The sequence below is a fragment of the Stutzerimonas sp. 21-1 genome, assembly GCF_056336065.1.
Window position 1 is genome coordinate 1,021,153 of sequence record NZ_CM150500.1, and the last position, 20,865, is coordinate 1,042,017.

The 20,865-nt window shown below is 63.0% G+C and carries 24 protein-coding genes; 16 read left to right on the forward strand and 8 right to left on the reverse strand.

From position 1 onward, the window contains the following. Positions 1–404: 404 nt before the first annotated feature. The 4 genes from AC0ZJQ_RS04955 to purT are packed head-to-tail and all read left to right on the forward strand — an operon-like array spanning position 405 to position 3,008. Entirely contained in the window at positions 405–1,022 is a 618-nt protein-coding gene (locus AC0ZJQ_RS04955) for a CoA pyrophosphatase (protein WP_037019896.1), read from the forward strand. A 49-nt stretch (positions 1,023–1,071) separates the two neighbouring features. After that, on the forward strand, positions 1,072–1,593 hold the full coding sequence (locus AC0ZJQ_RS04960; protein ID WP_102827510.1) for a gamma carbonic anhydrase family protein: 522 nt from the start codon (positions 1,072–1,074) through the stop codon (positions 1,591–1,593). Next, positions 1,590–1,781, forward strand: a complete 192-nt coding sequence (locus tag AC0ZJQ_RS04965; RefSeq protein WP_165593928.1) for a DUF1289 domain-containing protein — start codon at positions 1,590–1,592, stop codon at positions 1,779–1,781. Before AC0ZJQ_RS04960 ends, AC0ZJQ_RS04965 begins: the two co-directional genes overlap by 4 nt. Positions 1,782–1,826: 45 nt before the next feature. Further along, a complete protein-coding gene (gene purT / locus AC0ZJQ_RS04970) occupies positions 1,827–3,008 on the forward strand; it encodes a formate-dependent phosphoribosylglycinamide formyltransferase (RefSeq protein ID WP_476477398.1) in 1,182 nt (393 codons plus the stop codon). Positions 3,009–3,032: 24 nt separating this feature from the next. Here purT and AC0ZJQ_RS04975 read toward each other — a convergent pair whose 3' ends face one another. Beyond that, positions 3,033–4,304, reverse strand: coding sequence for an HlyC/CorC family transporter (locus AC0ZJQ_RS04975; protein WP_009867802.1), 1,272 nt, complete (start codon positions 4,302–4,304; stop codon positions 3,033–3,035). 17 nt (positions 4,305–4,321) lie between these two features. After that, entirely contained in the window at positions 4,322–5,122 is an 801-nt protein-coding gene (locus AC0ZJQ_RS04980; RefSeq protein WP_009867800.1) for a cytochrome C assembly family protein, read from the reverse strand. 163 nt (positions 5,123–5,285) lie between these two features. Here AC0ZJQ_RS04980 and ffh point away from each other — a divergent pair, with 163 nt between their 5' ends. From ffh to thrC, 9 genes are all read left to right on the forward strand, one after another. Then, positions 5,286–6,662, forward strand: coding sequence for a signal recognition particle protein (gene ffh, locus AC0ZJQ_RS04985; RefSeq protein WP_102827507.1), 1,377 nt, complete (start codon positions 5,286–5,288; stop codon positions 6,660–6,662). 176 nt (positions 6,663–6,838) lie between these two features. Continuing rightward, entirely contained in the window at positions 6,839–7,090 is a 252-nt protein-coding gene (gene rpsP / locus AC0ZJQ_RS04990; protein ID WP_009867795.1) for a 30S ribosomal protein S16, read from the forward strand. A gap of 5 nt (positions 7,091–7,095) precedes the next feature. After that, positions 7,096–7,632, forward strand: a complete 537-nt coding sequence (rimM, locus tag AC0ZJQ_RS04995; RefSeq protein WP_009867791.1) for a ribosome maturation factor RimM — start codon at positions 7,096–7,098, stop codon at positions 7,630–7,632. 5 nt (positions 7,633–7,637) lie between these two features. After that, on the forward strand, positions 7,638–8,390 hold the full coding sequence (gene trmD, locus AC0ZJQ_RS05000) for a tRNA (guanosine(37)-N1)-methyltransferase TrmD (RefSeq protein WP_009867789.1): 753 nt from the start codon (positions 7,638–7,640) through the stop codon (positions 8,388–8,390). A 48-nt stretch (positions 8,391–8,438) separates the two neighbouring features. Beyond that, a complete protein-coding gene (gene rplS / locus AC0ZJQ_RS05005) occupies positions 8,439–8,789 on the forward strand; it encodes a 50S ribosomal protein L19 (RefSeq protein WP_003287109.1) in 351 nt (116 codons plus the stop codon). Between the two features lie 134 nt (positions 8,790–8,923). After that, positions 8,924–9,820: a site-specific tyrosine recombinase XerD gene (gene xerD, locus AC0ZJQ_RS05010; protein WP_167136204.1), complete on the forward strand. Its 897-nt coding sequence runs from the start codon at positions 8,924–8,926 to the stop codon at positions 9,818–9,820. Positions 9,821–9,961: 141 nt separating this feature from the next. Then, on the forward strand, positions 9,962–10,687 hold the full coding sequence (locus tag AC0ZJQ_RS05015) for a thioredoxin fold domain-containing protein (protein WP_009867785.1): 726 nt from the start codon (positions 9,962–9,964) through the stop codon (positions 10,685–10,687). Between the two features lie 300 nt (positions 10,688–10,987). Next, positions 10,988–12,292: a homoserine dehydrogenase gene (locus AC0ZJQ_RS05020; protein ID WP_476477399.1), complete on the forward strand. Its 1,305-nt coding sequence runs from the start codon at positions 10,988–10,990 to the stop codon at positions 12,290–12,292. 64 nt (positions 12,293–12,356) lie between these two features. Further along, positions 12,357–13,781 (forward strand): threonine synthase, encoded by a 1,425-nt coding sequence (gene thrC / locus AC0ZJQ_RS05025; RefSeq protein WP_237264955.1) that lies wholly within the window; start codon positions 12,357–12,359, stop codon positions 13,779–13,781. Between the two features lie 102 nt (positions 13,782–13,883). Here the strand turns inward: thrC and rnt are convergent, their stop codons facing one another. Both rnt and pyrC read right to left on the reverse strand, forming a co-directional pair. Continuing rightward, on the reverse strand, positions 13,884–14,558 hold the full coding sequence (gene rnt, locus AC0ZJQ_RS05030; RefSeq protein WP_009867781.1) for a ribonuclease T: 675 nt from the start codon (positions 14,556–14,558) through the stop codon (positions 13,884–13,886). Further along, positions 14,555–15,598, reverse strand: coding sequence for a dihydroorotase (gene pyrC, locus AC0ZJQ_RS05035; protein WP_237264954.1), 1,044 nt, complete (start codon positions 15,596–15,598; stop codon positions 14,555–14,557). Before pyrC ends, rnt begins: the two co-directional genes overlap by 4 nt. 161 nt (positions 15,599–15,759) lie before the next feature. Between pyrC and AC0ZJQ_RS05040 the strand changes: the two genes are divergently transcribed. From AC0ZJQ_RS05040 to gloA, 3 genes are all read left to right on the forward strand, one after another. Continuing rightward, positions 15,760–16,653 (forward strand): flagellar protein MotY, encoded by an 894-nt coding sequence (locus tag AC0ZJQ_RS05040; protein WP_237264953.1) that lies wholly within the window; start codon positions 15,760–15,762, stop codon positions 16,651–16,653. 75 nt (positions 16,654–16,728) lie between these two features. Beyond that, complete coding sequence (locus AC0ZJQ_RS05045) at positions 16,729–17,949, forward strand: argininosuccinate synthase (RefSeq protein ID WP_165593921.1); 1,221 nt, start codon at positions 16,729–16,731, stop codon at positions 17,947–17,949. Positions 17,950–18,035: 86 nt separating this feature from the next. After that, the gene (gloA, locus tag AC0ZJQ_RS05050) at positions 18,036–18,428 is read left to right on the forward strand and encodes a lactoylglutathione lyase (RefSeq protein WP_003287095.1); all 393 of its coding nucleotides are present in this window, start codon (positions 18,036–18,038) and stop codon (positions 18,426–18,428) included. A 32-nt stretch (positions 18,429–18,460) separates the two neighbouring features. On the opposite strand, the gene AC0ZJQ_RS05055 is transcribed toward gloA, so the two are convergent. The 4 genes from AC0ZJQ_RS05055 to rsxG all read right to left on the reverse strand — a co-directional run bounded on the left by AC0ZJQ_RS05055 (position 18,461) and on the right by rsxG (position 20,865). Next, the gene (locus AC0ZJQ_RS05055) at positions 18,461–18,640 is read right to left on the reverse strand and encodes a PA3496 family putative envelope integrity protein (RefSeq protein ID WP_003287094.1); all 180 of its coding nucleotides are present in this window, start codon (positions 18,638–18,640) and stop codon (positions 18,461–18,463) included. Positions 18,641–18,747: 107 nt separating this feature from the next. Continuing rightward, entirely contained in the window at positions 18,748–19,386 is a 639-nt protein-coding gene (gene nth / locus AC0ZJQ_RS05060) for an endonuclease III (protein ID WP_008566806.1), read from the reverse strand. Between the two features lie 10 nt (positions 19,387–19,396). Beyond that, the gene (locus AC0ZJQ_RS05065) at positions 19,397–20,110 is read right to left on the reverse strand and encodes an electron transport complex subunit E (RefSeq protein WP_237264952.1); all 714 of its coding nucleotides are present in this window, start codon (positions 20,108–20,110) and stop codon (positions 19,397–19,399) included. Beyond that, positions 20,107–20,865, reverse strand: a complete 759-nt coding sequence (rsxG, locus tag AC0ZJQ_RS05070; RefSeq protein WP_237264951.1) for an electron transport complex subunit RsxG — start codon at positions 20,863–20,865, stop codon at positions 20,107–20,109. Before rsxG ends, AC0ZJQ_RS05065 begins: the two co-directional genes overlap by 4 nt.

A 20,865-nucleotide genomic window follows, 5' to 3' on the forward strand; every position in this document is an offset into this window, starting at 1 on the left:
TTCCTGCAATACGACGACATCAGACCTGGGGTCGGGTGAGGGCATGGCGCCTGCTCGTGTACCGGGAGGGTCTGCTGCACCCGGTCAGTGAGGCGACATTCTAGGTTACCGGCGGATGCGCGCAAAGGCGGGCCGACCGGAAGTGCGTCGTGCCAGCCTCTGGCGCCGGCTCTGCGGATTGGGATGTCGCCAGCGCATTGGCGAGCGGCGCGACAGGCTGCAACATTCCAGGCGCTTTGCGGGTCATTGCTACGGAATACACAAGCCGGGCCATCGGCTCCGCGCAATGGCCCTTCGCGCTGGTCAGGCACGCCGTTCAGGCTGGCGTACAGGGCGCTGCGGCGGGCCTTGGGCGGTTGCGCCTTTCATGCCATGATGCCGGTCAAAGATGAATTGAGATGATTATGCTGGATACCATTCTTCGCCGGGTGCGCGACTACTCCCCGCATCTTCTGGAGCCGGAAGGGCGACTGCCCGAGGCGGCCGTCCTGATGCCCATCACCCGAAGCGAGGATCCGGAGCTGGTGCTGACACTGCGCGCCAGCGGGCTGTCGACGCATGGCGGCGAGGTGGCGTTTCCCGGGGGGCGCCGCGATCCGGAGGATCGCGACCTCATGCATACAGCGTTGCGCGAGGCGGAGGAGGAGGTCGGTTTGGCGCCGGGCATGGTTGAAGTCATCGGGCCGCTGAGCAGCCTGATTTCGGTGCACGGCATTCATGTCACGCCCTACGTCGGCATCGTCCCCGATTACGTGGAGTACCGCGCCAACGACGCGGAGATCGCCTCGGTGTTCTCCGTTCCGTTGAGCTTCTTCTGCCAGGACCCGCGCGAAGTCACGCATCGTATCGATTACCAGGGGCAGAGCTGGTACATCCCTTCTTACCGATATGGCGAATACCAGATCTGGGGGCTGACGGCGATCATGATCGTCGAACTGGTCAATCTGGTGTACGACGCTGGCATCGAGCTGCGCAAGGCCTCGGCGTCCTTCATCGATCTCACCGGGCGCACCGCGCGCTGAGAGCCAGCGCCGCGCGCCTTTTTCATCGGAATTCAGAGAGGGTCTGCATGTGAAATACCGTCTGGGAGAATCGCGCGTCCAAGCCCATCCGCAGAGCTGGGTTGCTCCGACGGCGACGCTGATCGGCAAGGTTCGTCTCGATGAGGGGGCGAGCGTGTGGTTCGGCGCCGTGTTGCGTGGCGACAACGAGCTGATCCATGTCGGCCCGAACAGCAACGTTCAGGATGGCAGCGTGATGCACACCGACATGGGGCATCCGCTGACGCTGGGCACCGGTGTCACCGTCGGCCATAACGCCATGCTGCATGGCTGCAGCGTCGGCGATTACAGCCTGATCGGCATCAATGCGGTGATCCTCAATGGCGCGAAGATTGGTAATCACTGCATCATCGGCGCCAATACGTTGATTGCCGAGGGCAAGGAAATACCTGACGGCTCGCTGGTGGTGGGCTCGCCAGGCAAGGTGGTGCGCGAACTGAGCGAGGAGCAGAAGAAGATGCTCGAAGCCAGTGCTGCTCACTACGTACACAACGCCCAGCGCTACGCGCGCGAGCTGGAGGCGGACGAGTGAGCGACAGCGACAAGCCTATTGGCTCGCCCTGCGTCAGCCTCTGTGCGCTCGATGAGGACGACGTTTGCGTGGGCTGCCAGCGCAGCGCCGACGAGATTCGGCGCTGGGGGCTCATGGATAACGACGAGCGCCGCCAGGTGTTGCGCCAGTGCGCCGAGCGGACCCGCGCCAGCGGACAACTGATTTAGGCGTGCGTGTCGCGCGCCGCTGACTCACGAATGACGAGGACTTCCATGCCCCGAATTGGCACCCCGCTGACTGCCAGCGCCACACGCGTCCTGCTGTGCGGCTCCGGCGAACTCGGCAAGGAACTGGTGATCGAGCTGCAGCGTCTGGGCGTGGAGGTGGTCGCGGTGGATCGCTACGCCAATGCCCCGGCCATGCAGGTGGCGCATCGGTCCCATGTGATCGATATGCTCGATGGCGCGGCTTTGCGCGCTGTGATCGAGCGGGAGCAGCCGCACTATATCGTCCCGGAGATCGAGGCCATTGCCACGGCCACGCTGGTCGAGCTGGAGGCCGAAGGCTTTACCGTGATTCCGACTGCGCGAGCCGCTCAGCTGACCATGAATCGCGAGGGCATTCGACGCCTGGCGGCGGAGGAGCTGTGCCTGCCGACGTCTCCCTACCATTTCGCCGACTCGCTGGCGGAATGCCGGGCGGCGGCAGTGGCGCTGGGCTTTCCCTGCCTGATCAAGCCGGTGATGAGTTCGTCCGGCAAGGGGCAGACGCTGCTGCGCAGCGAGGCGGACATCGACACCGCATGGGAATACGCGCAGGCCGGCGGACGCGCCGGGCGCGGGCGGGTCATCGTCGAGGGGTTCATCGATTTCGATTACGAGATCACGCTGCTCACTGTGCGGCATGCCGGTGGCACCACATTCTGCCAGCCAGTCGGGCACCGGCAGGAAAAGGGCGATTACCAGGAGTCCTGGCAGCCGCAACCGGTTGGCGCTGTGGCGCTTGCCCAGGCCGAGCGTATTGCGCTGGCGGTAACCGACGCGCTGGGTGGTCGTGGTGTGTTCGGTGTAGAACTGTTCATCAAGGGCGAGCAGGTCTGGTTCTGCGAGATTTCGCCGCGGCCGCACGATACCGGCCTGGTGACGCTGGTCTCGCAGGACCTTTCGGAGTTCGCCTTGCATGCGCGGGCGATTCTCGGCCTACCGATTCCGGCGATTCGCCAGCTTGGCCCCTCTGCATCGGCCGTCATTCTGGCCGAGGGCGAGTCGACCGAGGTCTGCTTCGGTAATCTGGAAGGCGCGCTGTGTGAGCCGGACACGTCGCTGCGGCTGTTCGGCAAGCCGGGTGTCAGCGGTCGACGGCGCATGGGGGTGGCGCTGGCCCGCGACGAGTCGCTCGAGACGGCGCGCACAAAGGCAAAACGCGCCGCTGCAGCGGTGAAGATTCAACTCTAGATAGGCTTTTGGGGCGGGAGCCGCTTACTCGTCTCGAGGCGGCTCGATGGCCCAGGCGCGAACGCTTTTCACCCGGTTGTCCGCAGCCTGCAGGATTTCCAGCCGATAGCGGCCAATCTGCAGGCATATGCCGCTGTCAGGAATGTGTTCGAGGGCTTCAGTAATCAGTCCGTTGAGGGTTCTTGGCCCGTCGCAGGGAAGCTGCCAGCCGAGTGCCCGGTTGATCTCGCGCAGGTACGCGGCGCCATCGATCACCTGTGTGCCGTCGTCCTGCGGATGGATGTCCGGGCTGCGCAGGGTGTCCTGATTACTGAACTCGCCGACGATTTCTTCGAGGATATCTTCCAAGGTCACGATTCCCATCACATCGCCGTACTCGTCGACGACGATGCCGATGCGGCGCTTCTGTTTCTGGAAATTGAGCAGCTGGGTGGAGAGCGGCGTGTTCTCCGGCACGAAGTACGGCGGGCTGCAGGCCTCGAGCAGGCTGTCGCGGGTCAACTGATCATGGCTGAGCAGGCGGGCGATGTGCCGCATGTGGATGATGCCTTCGATCTGGTTGATGTCCTTGCGGAACACCGGCAGACGGGTGTGCGAGGTGGTGCGCAGCTGGCCGATGATGGTTTCCAGATCGTCTTCGAGATCGATGCCCGCGACCTCGTTGCGCGGGATCATGATGTCGTCCACCGTCACCCGCTCGAGATCCAGAATGCCGAGCAGCATGCTCTGGCGATTCAGCGGCAGATCGCTGCCGGACTCACGCACTACGCTGCGCAACTCCTCACTGGACAGGCTGTCGCTGCGCTTGGCGGTCGGGTCGACCCCAAGCAATCTGAGCATGCCGTTGCTGATCCAGCCGAGCAGCGCGACTATCGGGAATAGCAGCTTCTGCAGTGCGGCTAGTACCAGGCTGACAGGGTAGGCCACTGCCTCGGGGCGCTGCGCAGCAAAAGTTTTGGGTGCGATCTCACCGAAGATCAGCAGCAGGATCGTCACGCCGAGGGTGGCGATGGCGATGCCGACTTCGCCCCACAGCTGCACGGCAGTCGCTGTTGCGATCGAGGAGACAAGGATGTTGACGAAATTGTTGCCGACCAGAATGGTGCCCAGCAGCCGATCCGGCCGCGCCAGCAGGTCGATGATGCGACGGGCCGCACGGTGACCTTCTCTGGCGCGATGCCGCAGACGGTAGCGGTTGAGGCTGAGCATTCCGGTTTCGGAACCGGAAAAGAATGCGGAGCACAGGATCAGGAAGACCAGCAGTCCGACCACCAGGCCGGGATGTAGATGTTCCACGTGGCTGTCCTGAGTACCTAGATGTGCAGGATGAATTCGCGAACGAGCTTGCTGCCGAAGTACGCCAGCATCAGCAGGCAGAAGCCGACCAGGGTCCAGCGAATGGCCTTGTAGCCGCGCCAGCCGAGTTGGTGGCGGCCCCACAACAGCAGGCCGAAGACCACCCAGGCGATCACCGACAGCAGGGTTTTGTGCACCAGGTGCTGGGCGAACAGGTCGTCGAGGAACAGCCAGCCGGACAGCAGTGAAGCCGAAAGCAGCAGCCAGCCGGCCCAGAGGAAGCCGAACAGCAGGCTTTCCATGGTTTGCAGCGGCGGGAAGTTACGGATCAGACCGGATGGGTGCTTGTTCTTCAGATGGTGATCCTGCAGCAGCAGCAACAGCGCCTGGAACACCGCGATGGTGAGCATGCCGTAGGCCAGGATCGACAACAGGATGTGCGCCAGGATGCCGGCTTCTTCGGTAATCGCCGGCGCGGTGCCGGTCGGTGCGAACTGAGCGAACAGCACCGTCAGACAGCCGAGCGGAAACAGCAGCACCAGCAGGTTCTCCACCGGCATCCGTTGCAGGGCCAGGAGGATCAGCAGGATCACCGCAGCGGCAATCAGGCTTGAGGCGTTGAAAAAGTCCAGGTGCAGGCCGCTCGGCGAAAGCAGCTGCATGAACAGACTGGCGCCGTGTGCCAGCAGCGCCAACGCGCCCAGCACGAGCAACAGGCGTTTGTCCGGGACGGAACGTTGTGCCAGACGCAAACTTTGATAGCCCGTGACGCCAGCATAGAGAAGAGCGGCAGTGAGGCTGGGCAGCAGAGGGTGCATAGGTTCTGGTAGCGACTCGAAAGGCCGTGAGTGTGGCACAAACCCCCAAGGTGCAAAAGCGGCGGGAGGTCGCTTACATGAAAAGCATCATTGTCGGGGTACCGGCCGGATGCCCCGAGTCTCTATAATCGCCGCCTTCACCACATCCAACGTGGAACGCCTCATGTTCGAAAACCTAACCGATCGCCTGTCACAAACCCTTCGCCATGTCACGGGCAAGGCGAAGCTGACCGAGGACAACATCAAGGACACCCTGCGCGAGGTGCGGATGGCCCTGCTGGAGGCCGACGTCGCGCTGCCGGTGGTCAAGGAGTTCGTCAACAAGGTCAAGGAGCGTGCGGTCGGCACTGAGGTGTCGAAGAGCCTGACGCCGGGCCAGGCATTCGTGAAGATCGTGCGTGCCGAGCTCGAAGAGCTGATGGGCGCCGCCAACGAGGATCTGGCGCTGAATGTTGCGCCGCCGGCAGTGGTGCTGATGGCGGGCCTGCAGGGTGCGGGCAAGACCACAACCGTGGGCAAGCTTGCGCGGCTGCTCAAGGATCGCAAGAAGAAGTCGGTGATGGTCGTGTCGGCCGACGTCTACCGCCCGGCGGCGATCAAGCAGCTGGAAACGCTGGCTGGCGAAGTGGGTGTGACCTTCTTCCCCTCTGATATCAGCCAGAAGCCGGTGGAGATCGCCCAGGCGGCGATCCGTGAGGCGCGGCTGAAGTTCATCGACGTGGTGCTGGTGGATACCGCCGGCCGTCTGGCCATTGATGCCGAGATGATGGCCGAGATTCAGGCGCTGCATGCGGCGATCAGTCCTGCCGAGACGCTGTTCGTGGTGGACGCCATGACTGGTCAGGATGCCGCCAATACCGCCCGTGCCTTCGGCGAGGCGCTGCCGCTCACCGGCGTGGTGCTGACCAAGGTCGATGGCGATGCCCGTGGCGGTGCCGCGCTGTCGGTACGCCACATTACCGGCAAACCGATCAAGTTCCTCGGCATGGGCGAGAAGAGCGATGCGCTCGAGCCGTTCCATCCTGACCGCATTGCGTCGCGCATCCTCGGCATGGGCGACGTGCTCAGCCTGATCGAGCAGGCAGAGCAGACCCTCGATCGCGAGAAGGCCGAGAAGCTCACCAAGAAGCTGAAGAAGGGCAAGGGCTTCGATCTTGAGGACTTCCGCGACCAGTTGCAGCAGATGAAGAACATGGGCGGTCTCGGCGGACTGATGGACAAGCTACCGTCCATCGGTGGCGTTAACCTTGCGCAGATGGGCAACGCCCAAGGTGCGGCGGAAAAGCAGTTCAAGCAGATGGAGGCGATCATCAACTCGATGACGCCCGCCGAGCGCCGCAATCCCGATCTCATCAGCGGTTCGCGCAAGCGTCGCATCGCCCTGGGCTCCGGTACCCAGGTGCAGGACATTGGCCGACTGATCAAGCAGCACAAGCAGATGCAAAAGATGATGAAGAAAGTCACCGGCAAGGGCGGAATGGCCAAGATGATGCGCGGTATGGGCGGCATGTTCCCGGGTGGCGGAATGCCGAAGTTCTGAGCTGCAGCGGTATTTTGCGCGACGGGTCGTCTGGAAACGGCCCCGCTTGCCGGGATTACTTGTGGCTGGCAGCTTGAAGGTTGTCGCTTTTACTCGTAAAATGCGCGGCCTTTCGGGCCTAGGCCCATTTTAAGTGTGTGCCTTAAGTTAGCACCGACTACAGGAACGATGTTCACATGGTAACTATTCGTCTCGCCCGTGGCGGCTCCAAGAAGCGCCCTTTCTATCACCTGACCGTGACCAACAGCCGCAATGCGCGCGATGGTCGCTTCGTCGAGCGCATCGGTTTCTTCAATCCGATCGCCAGCGGTGCGGAAGTGAAGCTTTCGGTGAACCAGGAGCGCGCAGCGTACTGGCTGAGCCAGGGCGCTCAGCCGTCTGAGCGTGTTGCTCAGCTGCTGAAGGAAGCTGCCAAGGCTGCTGCCTGAATCGCATGAACGCATCGTCTGCTCCGGCCGAGGACCTGATCGTCATCGGCAAGATCGTTTCGGTGCATGGCGTGCGAGGTGACGTAAAGGTCTACTCCTTTACCGATCCGATCGACAATCTGCTCGACTACCGTCACTGGACGCTGCGGCGAGGTGACGAGGTCAAGCAGGTCGAGCTGGTCACAGGCCGCCTTCAGGGCAAGATCCTGGTGGCGTCGCTGAAAGGGCTGAATGATCGCGAGGTCGCGCGTTCCTACGCGGATTTCGAAATCTGCATTCCACGTGCGGAACTGCCAGCGCTGGCCAGCGATGAGTACTACTGGTACCAGCTTCAGGGGTTGAAGGTCATCAACCAGCTCGAGCAGCTGCTCGGCGTGGTCGATCATCTGCTCGAGACCGGTGCCAATGACGTCCTGGTGGTCAAGCCCTGTGCCGGCAGCCTGGACGATCGGGAGCGACTGCTGCCCTACACCGATCAGTGCGTGCAGCGCATCGATCTGGAGCTGGGCGAGATGCGGGTCGACTGGGATGCGGACTTCTGAGCCTCATGTCTGGTTTGCGCGTTGAAGTCATCAGTCTGTTTCCGGAGATGTTCGCTGCGATCCGCGATTACGGAATAACCAGTCGCGCGGTCAAGCAGGGGCTCTTGCAGTTGCGCTGCTGGAATCCGCGGAGCTACACCGAGGATCGTCATCAGACCGTGGATGACCGACCATTCGGTGGTGGCCCCGGAATGGTGATGAAGATCCAGCCGCTGGAGCGCGCCTTGATGGATGCGCGTCATGCAGCTGGTGAAGTGGCGAAGGTGATCTATCTTTCGCCCCAGGGACGTCAGCTGAAACAGGCGGATGTCCGGCAGTTGGCGAAGGAGGAGGCATTGATCCTCATCGCTGGCCGCTATGAAGGTATCGACGAGCGTTTCATCGAAGCGCACGTTGATGAGGAATGGTCGATCGGTGATTACGTGCTGTCCGGTGGCGAGCTGCCGGCGATGGTGCTGATCGATGCAGTGACCCGTCTGCTCCCCGGAGCGTTGGGCCATGCTGATTCCGCCGAGGAGGATTCGTTTACTGACGGCCTGCTCGACTGTCCGCATTACACGCGACCTGAGGTGTATGCGGACAAGCGTGTTCCTGAAGTGCTGCTCAGCGGCAACCATGAACACATCCGGCGCTGGCGTTTGCAGCAGTCCCTTGGGAGAACCTGGGAACGCCGTGCCGATCTTCTGGATAGCCGCTCGCTTTCTGGAGAAGAACAGAAGCTGCTGGAGGAGTACATCCGCCAGCGGGACGATAGTTAACGCAACGTATCGATGGCGGGCCATAAGGGCTTGTCTTAGGAGCACAGCATGACCAACAAGATCATCCAGCAGCTCGAAGCTGAGCAGATGAACAAAGAAATCCCGGCGTTCGCCCCTGGCGACACCGTGATCGTCCAGGTGAAGGTGAAGGAAGGCGATCGTCAGCGCCTTCAGGCCTTTGAAGGTGTGGTGATCGGCAAGCGTAACCGTGGCCTGAACAGCGCCTTCACCGTCCGCAAGATTTCCAACGGTGTGGGCGTCGAGCGTACCTTCCAGACCTACAGCCCGGTCGTCGACAGCCTGAGCGTCAAGCGCCGCGGCGACGTACGCAAGGCCAAGCTGTACTATCTGCGCGATCTGTCCGGCAAGGCCGCACGCATCAAGGAAAAGCTGTCCTGAGGACGCATTTCTCGATGTAAAAAAAGCAGCCTAAGGGCTGCTTTTTTTTTATGCCCCAACACCAGCGTTAATGGCAGGTGAGGCACGCGCTGTGCCGAGTGGCGGATTCGCGAGTAATTGACGAGAGTCTCGATATGCCGGCACTACACGATCCGATCATCGATCGTTTTCTGGATGCGCTGTGGCTGGAGAAAGGTCTGGCGGACAATACGCGCGACGCCTATTGCAGCGACCTTGCCCTGTTCAATGGTTGGCTCGCGGAGCGTGGGGCTTCCCTGGTCGGCGCGGGCCGCGACGCCATTCTCGATCACCTGGCCTGGCGTCTGGCCAATGGCTACAAGGCGCGTTCGACCGCGCGGTTTCTCTCCGGCTTGCGTGGCTTCTATCGCTATCTGCTGCGTGAAGGCGTGGTGGAGATCGATCCGACGCTGAGGGTCGATCTGCCGCGGCTGGGCCGATCGCTACCCAAGGCCCTGTCCGAGGCCGACGTCGAAGCGCTGCTGGCTGCGCCGGATATTGGCGACGCGCTCGGCCTGCGCGACCGGGCAATGCTCGAGGTGCTCTACGCCTGCGGCCTGCGCGTCAGTGAGCTGGTCGGTTTGCGTCAGGAGCAAATCAGTCTGCGCCAGGGTGTATTACGCACCTTTGGTAAGGGCAACAAGGAGCGCCTGGTGCCGCTGGGCGATGAAGCCATGTACTGGCTGGAGCGCTATCGTCGCGACGCGCGAGGCCTGTTGCTCGGCGACAAGCTGGGCGACGTCGAATTTCCGAGTCGGCGCGGCGATCCGATGACGCGCCAGACGTTCTGGCATCGGATCAAGCTGCATGCCAGGCAGGCCGGGATCGCTGCCGCCATCTCGCCGCATACCCTGCGGCATGCGTTTGCAACGCATCTCCTCAATCATGGCGCCGATCTGCGCACCGTGCAGATGCTGCTTGGTCACAGCGATCTGTCGACCACGCAGATCTATACGCACATCGCGCGTGCGCGCCTGCAGGCGCTGCATGCCGAACACCATCCGCGGGGCTAGCTGAGCATGGTGTCGAGGAGAGTTGCGCCAATCTGCGACGCGCTTCGGTGTTTGTATCTGTCGGTTGGCTCGCGACGGTTTGCAGGCGGCTGCTGTGGTAGGCTGTACGCCTTTTTCTCGACCGTCGTTGCAGGAGCTTTCATGGGCGCGATTCGTTTGTTCACCGTCGTGGCCGCCAGCCTGGCCAGTACCTTCGTCTTCGCTGCCGACCCTGATCAGGCGATTCGCAAGACGCTGCAAACGGCTCAGCCGGACCTGCCGATCGAGGCGATTGCCGAAAGTCCGATGTCGGGGCTCTATCAGGTGCAGCTGAAGGGCGGTCGCCAGCTTTACGCCAGCGCCGACGGCCAGTTCGTCTTGCAGGGCTTCCTCTATCGTTTTCAGGACGGCCGTGCAGTCAATCTGACCGAACAGGCGCAGAGTCAGTCGGTCGCGCGCGAGATCGACGCGATTCCGGCGAGCGAGATGGTGGTGTTCGCGCCGAAGAATCCGAAAACCCATATCACCGTCTTTACCGACACCGATTGCGGATACTGCCAGAAGCTGCATAGCGAGGTTCCCGAGCTGAACCGTCTGGGTGTCGAGGTGCGCTATGTCGCCTTTCCGCGCCAAGGCATGGGTAGCCACGGTGCCAACACGCTGACCAGTGTCTGGTGTGCGAAGGATCGCCAGGCGGCGATGAATCTGGCCAAGGCGCGCAAGGATGTGCCGCAGGCTAGCTGCGACAGCCCGATTGCCAAGCAGTACGCTCTCGGTCAGCTGATCGGCGTACAGGGCACGCCTGCCATTATCCTCGCCGACGGCCAGATGATTCCCGGTTATCAGCCGGCACCGCAGTTGGCGGAACTGGCGCTGCAGGCCAACTGACAACTGCTCCGAGCCGATTCATCCGCATGCTTTAGCGGATCGAGGCACGATTAGCCGCAACACATGCCCCCCGATGCTGGGCTCGTGCTCTGGCTGGGAGCGGTACGACATCGCCAGCGGCAACAAATGCCTCAGCGCACACCTGGATGAGTCGCTGACGCAGTGGCATCGGCGGCTGGGCCTGCACGGTGTCGATGCCGCGCGATGGCCGATTGACTAACGGCGGCGCCCTTCGTAATGTGCGACTCTTTTGTTCGGCCGGTGCCCCCGGCCGATCGCCGTAAAATGGGGGAGTGCAGCTTGAAACCGGTGAAAGTTGGCATTTGTGGGCTGGGAACCGTCGGTGGCGGTACCTTCAATGTGCTCAAGCGCAACGCCGAAGAGATTGCCCGCCGCGCCGGACGTGGCATCGAGGTCGCGCAGATCGCCACTCGCCAGCCAAACCCCAAGTGCGACACCACAGGCACCCCGGTAACCGATGACGTGTTCGACGTCGTCAACAATCCCGAGATCGATATCGTCGTCGAGCTGATCGGCGGTTATACGCTGGCGCGCGAGCTGGTGCTCAAGGCCATCGATAACGGCAAGCACGTGGTTACCGCCAATAAGGCGCTGATCGCCGTCCACGGCAACGAACTGTTCGCCAAAGCCCGCGAGAAGGGCGTGATCGTCGCGTTCGAGGCTTCGGTGGCCGGCGGCATTCCGGTGATCAAGGCGATTCGCGAAGGGCTGGCCGGCAACCGTATCAACTGGGTGGCCGGGATCATCAACGGCACCGGCAACTTCATCCTCACCGAGATGCGCGAAAAGGGGCGAGCCTTCGTCGACGTGCTCAAGGAGGCGCAGACGCTGGGTTACGCCGAGGCCGATCCGACCTTCGACGTCGAAGGCATCGACGCCGCGCACAAGCTGACCATCCTGGCTTCCATTGCCTTCGGCATCCCGCTGCAGTTCGACAAAGCCTACACCGAGGGCATCGGCCAGCTGACCACCGCGGACGTCAACTACGCCGAGGCGCTGGGCTACCGCATAAAGCACCTCGGCGTGGCCCGTCGCACCGAAGCGGGTATCGAGCTGCGGGTGCACCCGACCCTGATTCCCGCCGATCGCCTGATCGCCAACGTCAACGGCGTGATGAACGCGGTGATGGTCAATGGCGATGCCGTGGGCAGCACGCTTTACTACGGCGCCGGGGCCGGCATGGAGCCGACCGCATCGGCGGTGGTCGCCGATCTTGTCGATGTCGCCCGCGCGCTGACCACCGACCCGCATAATCGCGTGCCGCATCTGGCGTTCCAGCCGGATTCGCTGTCCGATCATCCGATCCTGCCGATTGCCGCCTGCGAGAGCGCCTACTACCTGCGCATCCAGGCTAAGGATCATCCGGGCGTTTTGGCGCAGGTCGCCACCATCCTCTCCGAACGCGGGATCAACATCGAGTCGATCATGCAGAAGGAAGTCGAGGAGCATGATGGTCTGGTGCCGGTGATTCTGGTCACCCATCGGGTTGTCGAGCAGCGCATCGATGACGCGATTGCTGCGCTCGAAGCGCTCGACGACGTGGCGGACAAGGTCGTGCGGATTCGCGTCGAACAACTGAACTAACCGGAGCTGACGAGCCGTAGGCCTTGCTGCTTGCGGTTTCAGGCTCAAACCGAAGGTTTGCAAAATGCGCTACATCAGTACCCGCGGCCAGGCTCCGGCCCTGAATTTCGAAGATGTGCTGCTGGCCGGTCTGGCCAGCGACGGCGGCCTCTATGTGCCGGAAAACCTGCCGCGCTTCACCGTCGAGGAGATCGCCTCCTGGGCGGGGCTGCCGTACCACGAGCTGGCTTTCCGGGTGATGCGGCCGTTCGTCAGCGGCAGCATTCCGGATGCCGATTTCAAGCAGATTCTCGAGCAGACCTACGCCACTGGCGAAGGTGGCGTATTTGCCCACGCTGCGGTGGCACCGCTGCGCCAGCTGAACGGTAACGAGTGGGTGCTGGAGCTGTGCCACGGCCCGACCCTGGCGTTCAAGGATTTCGCCCTGCAGCTGCTCGGTCGCCTGCTTGACTATGTGCTGGCCAAGCGCGGTGAGCGCGTAGTGATCATGGGTGCGACCTCCGGCGATACCGGTTCGGCCGCCATCGAAGGTTGCCGCCGCTGCGAGAACGTCGACATCTTCATCATGCATCCGCATAACCGTGTGTCGGAAGTGCAGCGCCGGCAGATGACCACCATCGCTGGCGAGAACATCCACAACATCGCCATCGAAGGCAACTTCGACGACTGCCAGGAGATGGTCAAGGCCAGCTTCGCCGACCAGGGTTTCCTCAAGGGCACCCGGCTGGTGGCGGTCAACTCGATCAACTGGGCGCGGATCATGGCCCAGATCGTTTACTACTTCCATGCGGCGCTGCAGCTGGGTGGTCCGGCACGCTCGGTGGCGTTCTCGGTGCCGACCGGCAACTTCGGCGACATCTTTGCCGGCTACCTGGCGCGGAACATGGGCCTGCCGGTGAGCCAGCTGATCGTCGCCACCAACCGCAACGACATCCTGCACCGCTTCATGTCCGGCAACCGCTACGACAAGGACACCTTGCACCCGTCGCTGTCGCCGTCGATGGACATCATGGTGTCGTCCAACTTCGAGCGCCTGCTGTTCGATTTGCACGGGCGCAATGGCAAGGCCGTGGCTGATCTGCTGGATGCGTTCAGGGCCAGTGGCAAGCTGTCGGTCGAGGAAGACCGCTGGACCGAGGCACGCAAGCTGTTCGATTCGCTCGCAGTGGATGATGCGCAGACCTGCGCGACCATCGCTGAAGTGTTCCGTGAAACCGGTGAGTTGCTCGATCCGCACACTGCCATTGGCGTGCGCGCCGCGCGTGAATGTCGGCGCAGCCTGAGCGTGCCGATGGTGACGCTCGGCACCGCGCATCCGGTGAAATTCCCCGAGGCGGTGCAGAAGGCCGGAGTGGGCAAGGCGCTCGAGCTGCCGGCGCATCTGGCCGATCTGTTCGAGCGGCCTGAGCGCTGCACGGTGCTGGCCAATGAGTTGAAGGCGGTTCAGGCCTTCGTCGGCCAGCATGGTAATCGTGGCAAGCCGCTGTAAGCGGAGCGCAGCAATGCAAAAGGCCAGTCGAGAGACTGGCCTTTTGCGTTCTAGCGAGAGCGTTGTAAACGCCTCGCCGCTGCGGCGGATGTCGCTGCGGCGTTATTCGTCGAACTCTTCCCAGCCACCCATTTCCCGCCAGCGGTTGACGATCCCGCAGAACAGCTCGGCGGTCTTCTCGGTGTCGTAGCGTGCAGAGTGTGCCTCGCGGCCGTCGAAATCGATTCCGGCCGCTTGGCAGGCTTTGGCCAGCACGGTCTGGCCGTAGGCAAGGCCGGCGAGCGTGGCGGTGTCGAAGCTGGAGAATGGATGGAACGGGTTGCGCTTGATATCGCAGCGGGCAATCGCCGCGTTGAGGAAGCCTAGGTCGAAGCTGCTGTTGTGACCGACCAGAATCGCCCGCTTGCAGCCACTGGACTTCACCGCCTTGCGCACATTGCGGAAGATCTCGTGCAGCGCGTGGTCTTCACTGACCGCCATGCGCAACGGGTGATCGAGTTTGATGCCGGTGAATTCCAGTGCTGCCGGCTCGATGTTGGCGCCGGCGAACGGTTCGACACGAAAGAACTGCGTTTCCTGCGGATAGAGCAGGCCCTGCTCATCCATGCCGATGGTCACCGCAGCGATTTCCAGCAAGGCGTCGGTGGCGCAGTTGAAACCGCCGCACTCGACGTCGATGACGACGGGCAGGAAGCCGCGGAAGCGGCGCGCCATTGGCGAACGAGGGCGGCCCGGCTGGTTGGTGTCCAGCTCGTCGTCGAAATGCTCGTCGCTCATCGGCTTGCCTCCAGGCGCCAGCGCAGGATTTCCCCGGCGCGCAGCGGAATCAGCTGCTGCTCGCCGAACGGCAGGCTGGCCGGCATTTCCCAGGCGTCGCGCACCAAGGTGATCTGCTCGGTGTTGCGCGGCAGGCCGTAGAAGTCGGCGCCGAAGTGGCTGGCGAAGGCTTCCAGCCGGTCCAGCGCGTTGCGCTGTTCGAAGGCCTCGGCATACAGCTCGATGGCCGCATGCGCGGTATAGCAGCCGGCGCAGCCACAGGCGGATTCTTTGGCATGTTGGGCATGCGGCGCCGAGTCCGTGCCGAGGAAGAACTTCGGATTGCCGCTGGTGGCAGCATCCAGCAGCGCTTCCTGGTGCACGTTGCGCTTGAGAATGGGCAGGCAGAAGAAGTGCGGGCGAATGCCGCCGACCAACATGTGGTTGCGGTTGTACAGCAGATGGTGGGCGGTGATGGTGGCGCCAACATTGGCGCCGGCCGCCTCGACGAACTGCACGGCATCGCGTGTGGTGATGTGCTCGAACACCACCTTCAGTTGCGGGAAGCGCTCGGTCACACGGCTCAGCTGCTCGTCGATGAAATGCTTCTCGCGGTCGAATATGTCGATTTCGCTGCGCGTCACCTCGCCGTGCACGAGCAGGGGCAGGCCGACCTCGGCCATCGTTTCCAATACCGGGAAGATGTTGTCGATCCGCGTCACGCCCGATGCCGAGTTGGTCGTAGCGCCGGCAGGGTAGAGCTTGGCCGCGTGCACGAAGCCGCTGGCCTTGGCGGCGCGCACGGCTTCGTCGCTGGTGCTGTCGGTGAGGTAGAGCACCATCAGCGGCTCGAAGTGACTGCCGTTCGGGCGGGCGGCGAGGATGCGCTGGCGATAGGCGGCAGCTTCATCGGCGTTGCGTACTGGCGGCACCAGGTTGGGCATGATGATCGCGCGGGCGAACTGGCGCGCGGCGTCGGCCACGGTGTGCGATAGCACCGCGCCGTCGCGCAGGTGGATATGCCAGTCGTCGGGGCGCAGCAGGGTGATTCGGTCGGACATGCGGGTTTCCTGGCGGGTGAAACGTGCGCGAATGCTACCGGAAAAGCCTGCCGGCGGCACGTGTCGCTCCCCGCAGCCGGAGCTAGCGTGGGCGGGGATGGCTCAAGTTTTGTGGCGCCGCTCCGATACCCCCTAGGAATGCATTCTCTCCGGAGTTTCCCGTGCGCCTGCGTCCGCTCGTGCTCTGCTGCCTGTTGGCCTCCCCGGCCGATGCCATCACCTTCCAGACCCGTCTGGAGCGGGTGCAATGGCATGTCGAGGGGGATCAGTTCGAGTGCCGCCTGAGCCAGCCGATCGCCGGATTCGGTAGTGGACAGTTCGTCCGGCGTGCTGGCGAGGAGGCGATCTTCCGTCTGCAGTCCCCGCAGCGCTGGCTGGGTGCTGGATCGGCCACGCTTTTCGCGGCTGCGGCGCCCTGGCAGCCGGCGCGAGGGGATATCAACCTGGGCGTGGTATCGGTCGGTGGCGGCGAAATTCCGTTCAACAGCTCGCATCTGCAGGCTGGCCGCCTGCTCAGCGGGCTGCTCGAAGGCCGTAGCCCGGTCGTGCGTCACCGCACCCTGCACGGCGGCGAAACGCTGGAGGTGCGCCTGCTGCCGGCGCGATTCGCCAAGGCCTACGAGGACTATCGCGCCTGCGCGGCCAAGCTGCTGCCGGTCAATTACGATCAGGTGCGCCAGTCGCAGGTCGGTTTTCCGTCTGGAGATGTGGTGCTGGACGATGTCGCACGGGCCAAGCTGGACATCATCCTGCAGTTCCTCAAGGCCGATCCCAGCGTCAATCGCATCGTGCTCGACGGGCATTCGGACAACAGGGGCAACCGCCTGACCAATCGTGACCTGTCGCGCAGAAGGGCGGTGGCGGTGCAGGAATACCTGCAGGCCAACGGCGTACCGGAGGCGCAGATTACCCTGCGCTTTCATGGCGAGCGCTATCCGCTGGTACGCAACGACAGCGCCGCGGCACGGGCGAAGAATCGCCGCGTGACGCTGCGCCTGGAGCGCGAGGCGGTCACCGAGACCGCGGCGACGGCGCCAGCTACGCCGGCCAGCTGAGGCGCGCGCCCCTGTAAATACAGCCCCGTGATCGGTAGAATCCACGGTTTTCCGTACAACCGTGGAGCTGATGGCATGGCGGACATTAAGAAGGTGGTTCTGGCCTATTCCGGTGGCCTGGACACCTCGGTGATTCTCAAGTGGCTGCAAGACACCTACAACTGTGAAGTGGTGACCTTCACCGCCGACCTCGGTCAGGGCGAAGAGGTCGAGCCGGCCCGCGCCAAGGCCCAGGCCATGGGCGTCAAGGAAATCTACATCGACGACCTGCGCGAAGAATTCGTGCGCGACTTCGTGTTCCCGATGTTCCGCGCCAACACCGTCTACGAAGGCGAATACCTGCTGGGCACCTCCATCGCCCGCCCGCTGATCGCCAAGCGCCTGATCGAGATCGCCAACGAGACCGGCGCCGACGCCATCTCCCACGGCGCCACCGGCAAGGGTAACGACCAGGTGCGTTTCGAGCTGGGCGCCTACGCTCTCAAGCCGGGCGTACAGGTAATCGCACCCTGGCGCGAGTGGGATCTGACTTCCCGTGAAACGCTGATGGCCTACGCCGAAAAGGCGAAGATCCCGGTCGACTTCGCCAAAGCTGGCAAGAAATCGCCGTATTCGATGGATGCCAACCTGCTGCACATCTCCTATGAAGGCGGCGTGCTGGAAGACACTTGGACCGAGCACGAAGAAGACATGTGGCGCTGGTCCGTCTCCCCGGAGAAGGCGCCCGACGTCCCCACCTACATCGAGCTGACCTACCGCAAGGGCGACATCGTCGCTATCGACGGCGTCGAGATGACCCCGGCCACCGTGCTGGCCAAGCTCAATGAAATCGGCGGCGCCAACGGCATCGGTCGCCTGGACATCGTGGAAAACCGCTACGTGGGGATGAAATCCCGCGGCTGCTACGAAACCCCCGGCGGCACCATCATGCTCAAGGCCCACCGTGCCATCGAGTCGATCACCCTGGACCGCGAAGTGGCTCACCTGAAGGATGAGTTGATGCCCAAGTACGCCAGCCTGATCTACAACGGCTACTGGTGGAGCCCCGAGCGGCAGATGCTGCAGACCATGATCGACGCCTCCCAGGAGCACGTGAACGGCGTGGTGCGCCTGAAGCTGTACAAGGGCAACGTCATCGTCACCGGCCGCAAGTCCGACGACAGCCTGTTCGACACCCGCATCTCCACCTTCGAGGATGATGCCGGCGCCTACAACCAGGCCGATGCCGGTGGCTTCATCAAGCTGAACGCCCTGCGCATGCGCATCGCCGCTGGCAAAGGTCGTTCGCCGCTCTGATAAGCTACGCGGACCGAGCCTGACCCGACCCCGGCCTTGCGCCGGGGTCTTGCTTTATGCACCGTATCTGCGAGGAGAACCAACCCATGAGACTGCTGCATACCATGCTGCGCGTTGGCGACATGGACAAATCCATCGCCTTCTACACCGAAGTGCTAGGCATGACCCTGCTGCGCCGCAAGGATTACCCGGATGGGCAGTTCACCCTGGCGTTCGTCGGCTATGGCGACGAGGCGCACAACAGCGTGATCGAGCTGACCCAAAACTGGGGTGTGGAGCATTACGCGCTGGGTGACGGCTACGGCCATATCGCCTTGGAGGTAGAGGATGTCTACAAGGCCTGCGAGGACATTCGTGCCCGTGGCGGCAAGGTCACCCGTGAGCCGGGGCCGATGAAGCATGGCTCGAGCATCCTGGCGTTCATCGAGGATCCGGATGGCTACAAGATCGAGCTGCTCTCGCCGCAGCGCCGCGACTGACCAATAAAAAAGCCCCGAAAGGGGCTTTTTTATTACAGGTCGAAATCGAAGTCGTTGAGCTGCTTCTGCAGACGTCGCTCTTCGAGCAGGTTGTCGATGATGCGGCGCTTGGTCAGGTTGGTCTTGGCGACTTCGGCGGGGGCATCGGTGGTTTCGTCGTCGTCTTCGGCGATGAAATCGTCTTCGATCTGGATATCTTCTTTCTCGGCCACGTGTTCACTCCAAGGCTACTGGGCGCTTTGGCGCACCTTATAGCGGCAAACCCGGGCTCGGTAAAAAAGATTTTTTCAATCGTAAGAGAAGGATTTGTCGAGTCAGCTCAATCGTCTGATGTCTTGTGCTTGTATTCGCACAAGTCTTCGATACGGCAGCTGCCACACTGCGGTTTGCGTGCCTTGCAGACATAGCGGCCATGCAGGATCAGCCAGTGGTGGGCGTCCAGCAAATACTCCTTGGGCACGAACTTGATCAGCTTGCGTTCGACCTCGAGCACGTTCTTGCCGGGCGCGATACCGGTACGGTTGCTGACGCGAAAGATGTGCGTATCAACCGCCATCGTGAACTGACGAAAGGCCGTGTTGAGCACCACGTTGGCGGTCTTGCGGCCGACGCCCGGCAGCGCCTCGAGGTCTTCGCGGTTGTCCGGCACCTGGCTGCCGTGCTTTTCCACCAGAATCCGGCAGGTCTCGATGACGTTCTTCGCCTTGCTCGGGTACAGCCCGATGGTCTTGATGTACTCGCAGAGCCCGTCATAGCCGAGGGCGTAGATCGCTTCCGGGGTATTGGCTACCGGAAACAGCCGGGCGGTGGCCTTGTTCACCCCGACATCGGTCGCCTGCGCGGAAAGAATCACGGCGATCAGCAGCTCGAACGGCGTGCTGTACGCCAGCTCGGTCTTGGGTTCGGGGTTGTCTTCGTGCAGGCGACGGAAGATCTCCCGGCGTTTCGTGGCATTCATTCAGGCAGCTTCATTCGATGACCCCGGTGACACGCACCCGCCGGCTCGCTGCGGCGACCTTCGGTTCGCGCGCCGCGGCGCGGGCGGCGAGTTGTTCGTCGATGCGGTTCTTCAGCGCGATCAGCAGGCCCAGCACGATGAAGGCGCCGGGCGGCAGAATCGCCAGCAGAAAGCCCTGATAGTCGCTGATCAGCGTGATCTGCCAGTTGGCGGCCAGCGGGCCAAGCAGCAGCTGCATGTTGGCGAACAGCGCGCCAGTGCCGAGCAGTTCGCGGATGCTGCCGAGCACCACCAGCACCAGGCAGAAGCCCAGGCCCATCACCAGTCCGTCGTAGCCGGCGACCAGCGGCTTGTGCTTGGCGGCGAAGCCGTCGGCGCGACCGAGGATGATGCAGTTGGTGGTGATCAGCGGAATGAAGATACCCAGAATCTGGTACAGTTCGTAGGTGAAGGCCTGCATCAGCAGCTCGATGCAGGTGGTAAGCGCGGCGATGATCATCACGAATGCTGGCAGGCGCACGGCGGTATTCACCACGCTGCGCACCAGCGATACGGCAATGTTCGAGCAGGTCAGCACGAGCATGGTCGCCAGCCCCAGGCCCAGCGCGTTGACGGCCGAGTTGCTCACGCCTAGCAGTGGGCACAAGCCCAGCAGCTGTACCAGGCCGGGGTTGTTTTTCCACAGTCCGTTGAGGGTCAGTTCGCGGTAGCTGGGTGTGCTCATGGCGTGCTCCCTTTCGGCGTAACGGCCGGCTCGCGGGCACGCAGCTCGTCGCTGGTTGCCGTGCCGGCACGCGAGTGGATGGTGGTGGCGGGCTGGTCAGCCGGAGCGGCCGCGGCGTCCGCAGCGGTATCGGTGCCCTGCAGCAGTTCGCTCTTGTGCGCATCGAAGTACTGCAGCGCGCGATGCACCGCACCGACCACGGCGCGCGGGGTGATGGTCGCGCCGGCAAACTGGTCGAAGTCGCCCCGATCCTTCTTCACTGCCCAAGCGGCTTCGTCGGGGTCGCTCAGCGACTTGCCGGCAAAGGCATGGATCCAGTCGCTTTTCGCCAACTCGATCTTGTCGCCCAGGCCTGGGGTTTCCCGGTGGCTGAGGACGCGTACGCCGGCCAGGCGGCCATCAGTGAGCACCCCGACCAGTAGGCGGATGGCACCGCTGTAGCCGTCCGGCGCGGTGGCCTGGAGGATGACTGCAACCGGCTGACCATCCTTGTGGGCAATGTAGGCGGGCAGCGGCTGGCGGTTGCCCAGCAGCCGATCATGCACCTCGACGACGTTGTCGAGCAGATGATTGTCGTAGCTGCCGGGGGGCAGGATCTCGCCGAGCGCGCGAACCTGCGCCTCACGCTCGGCGGCCTGAATGCGTTCGGCTGTGCCCTGCTGCAGCAGCGTGACGGTGCCCACGGTGGCGATGGCGAACAGGCCGAGTACGGCGGCGTTCTTCAGCATCGAGCGGCTGATTTCCGGAAGCATCAT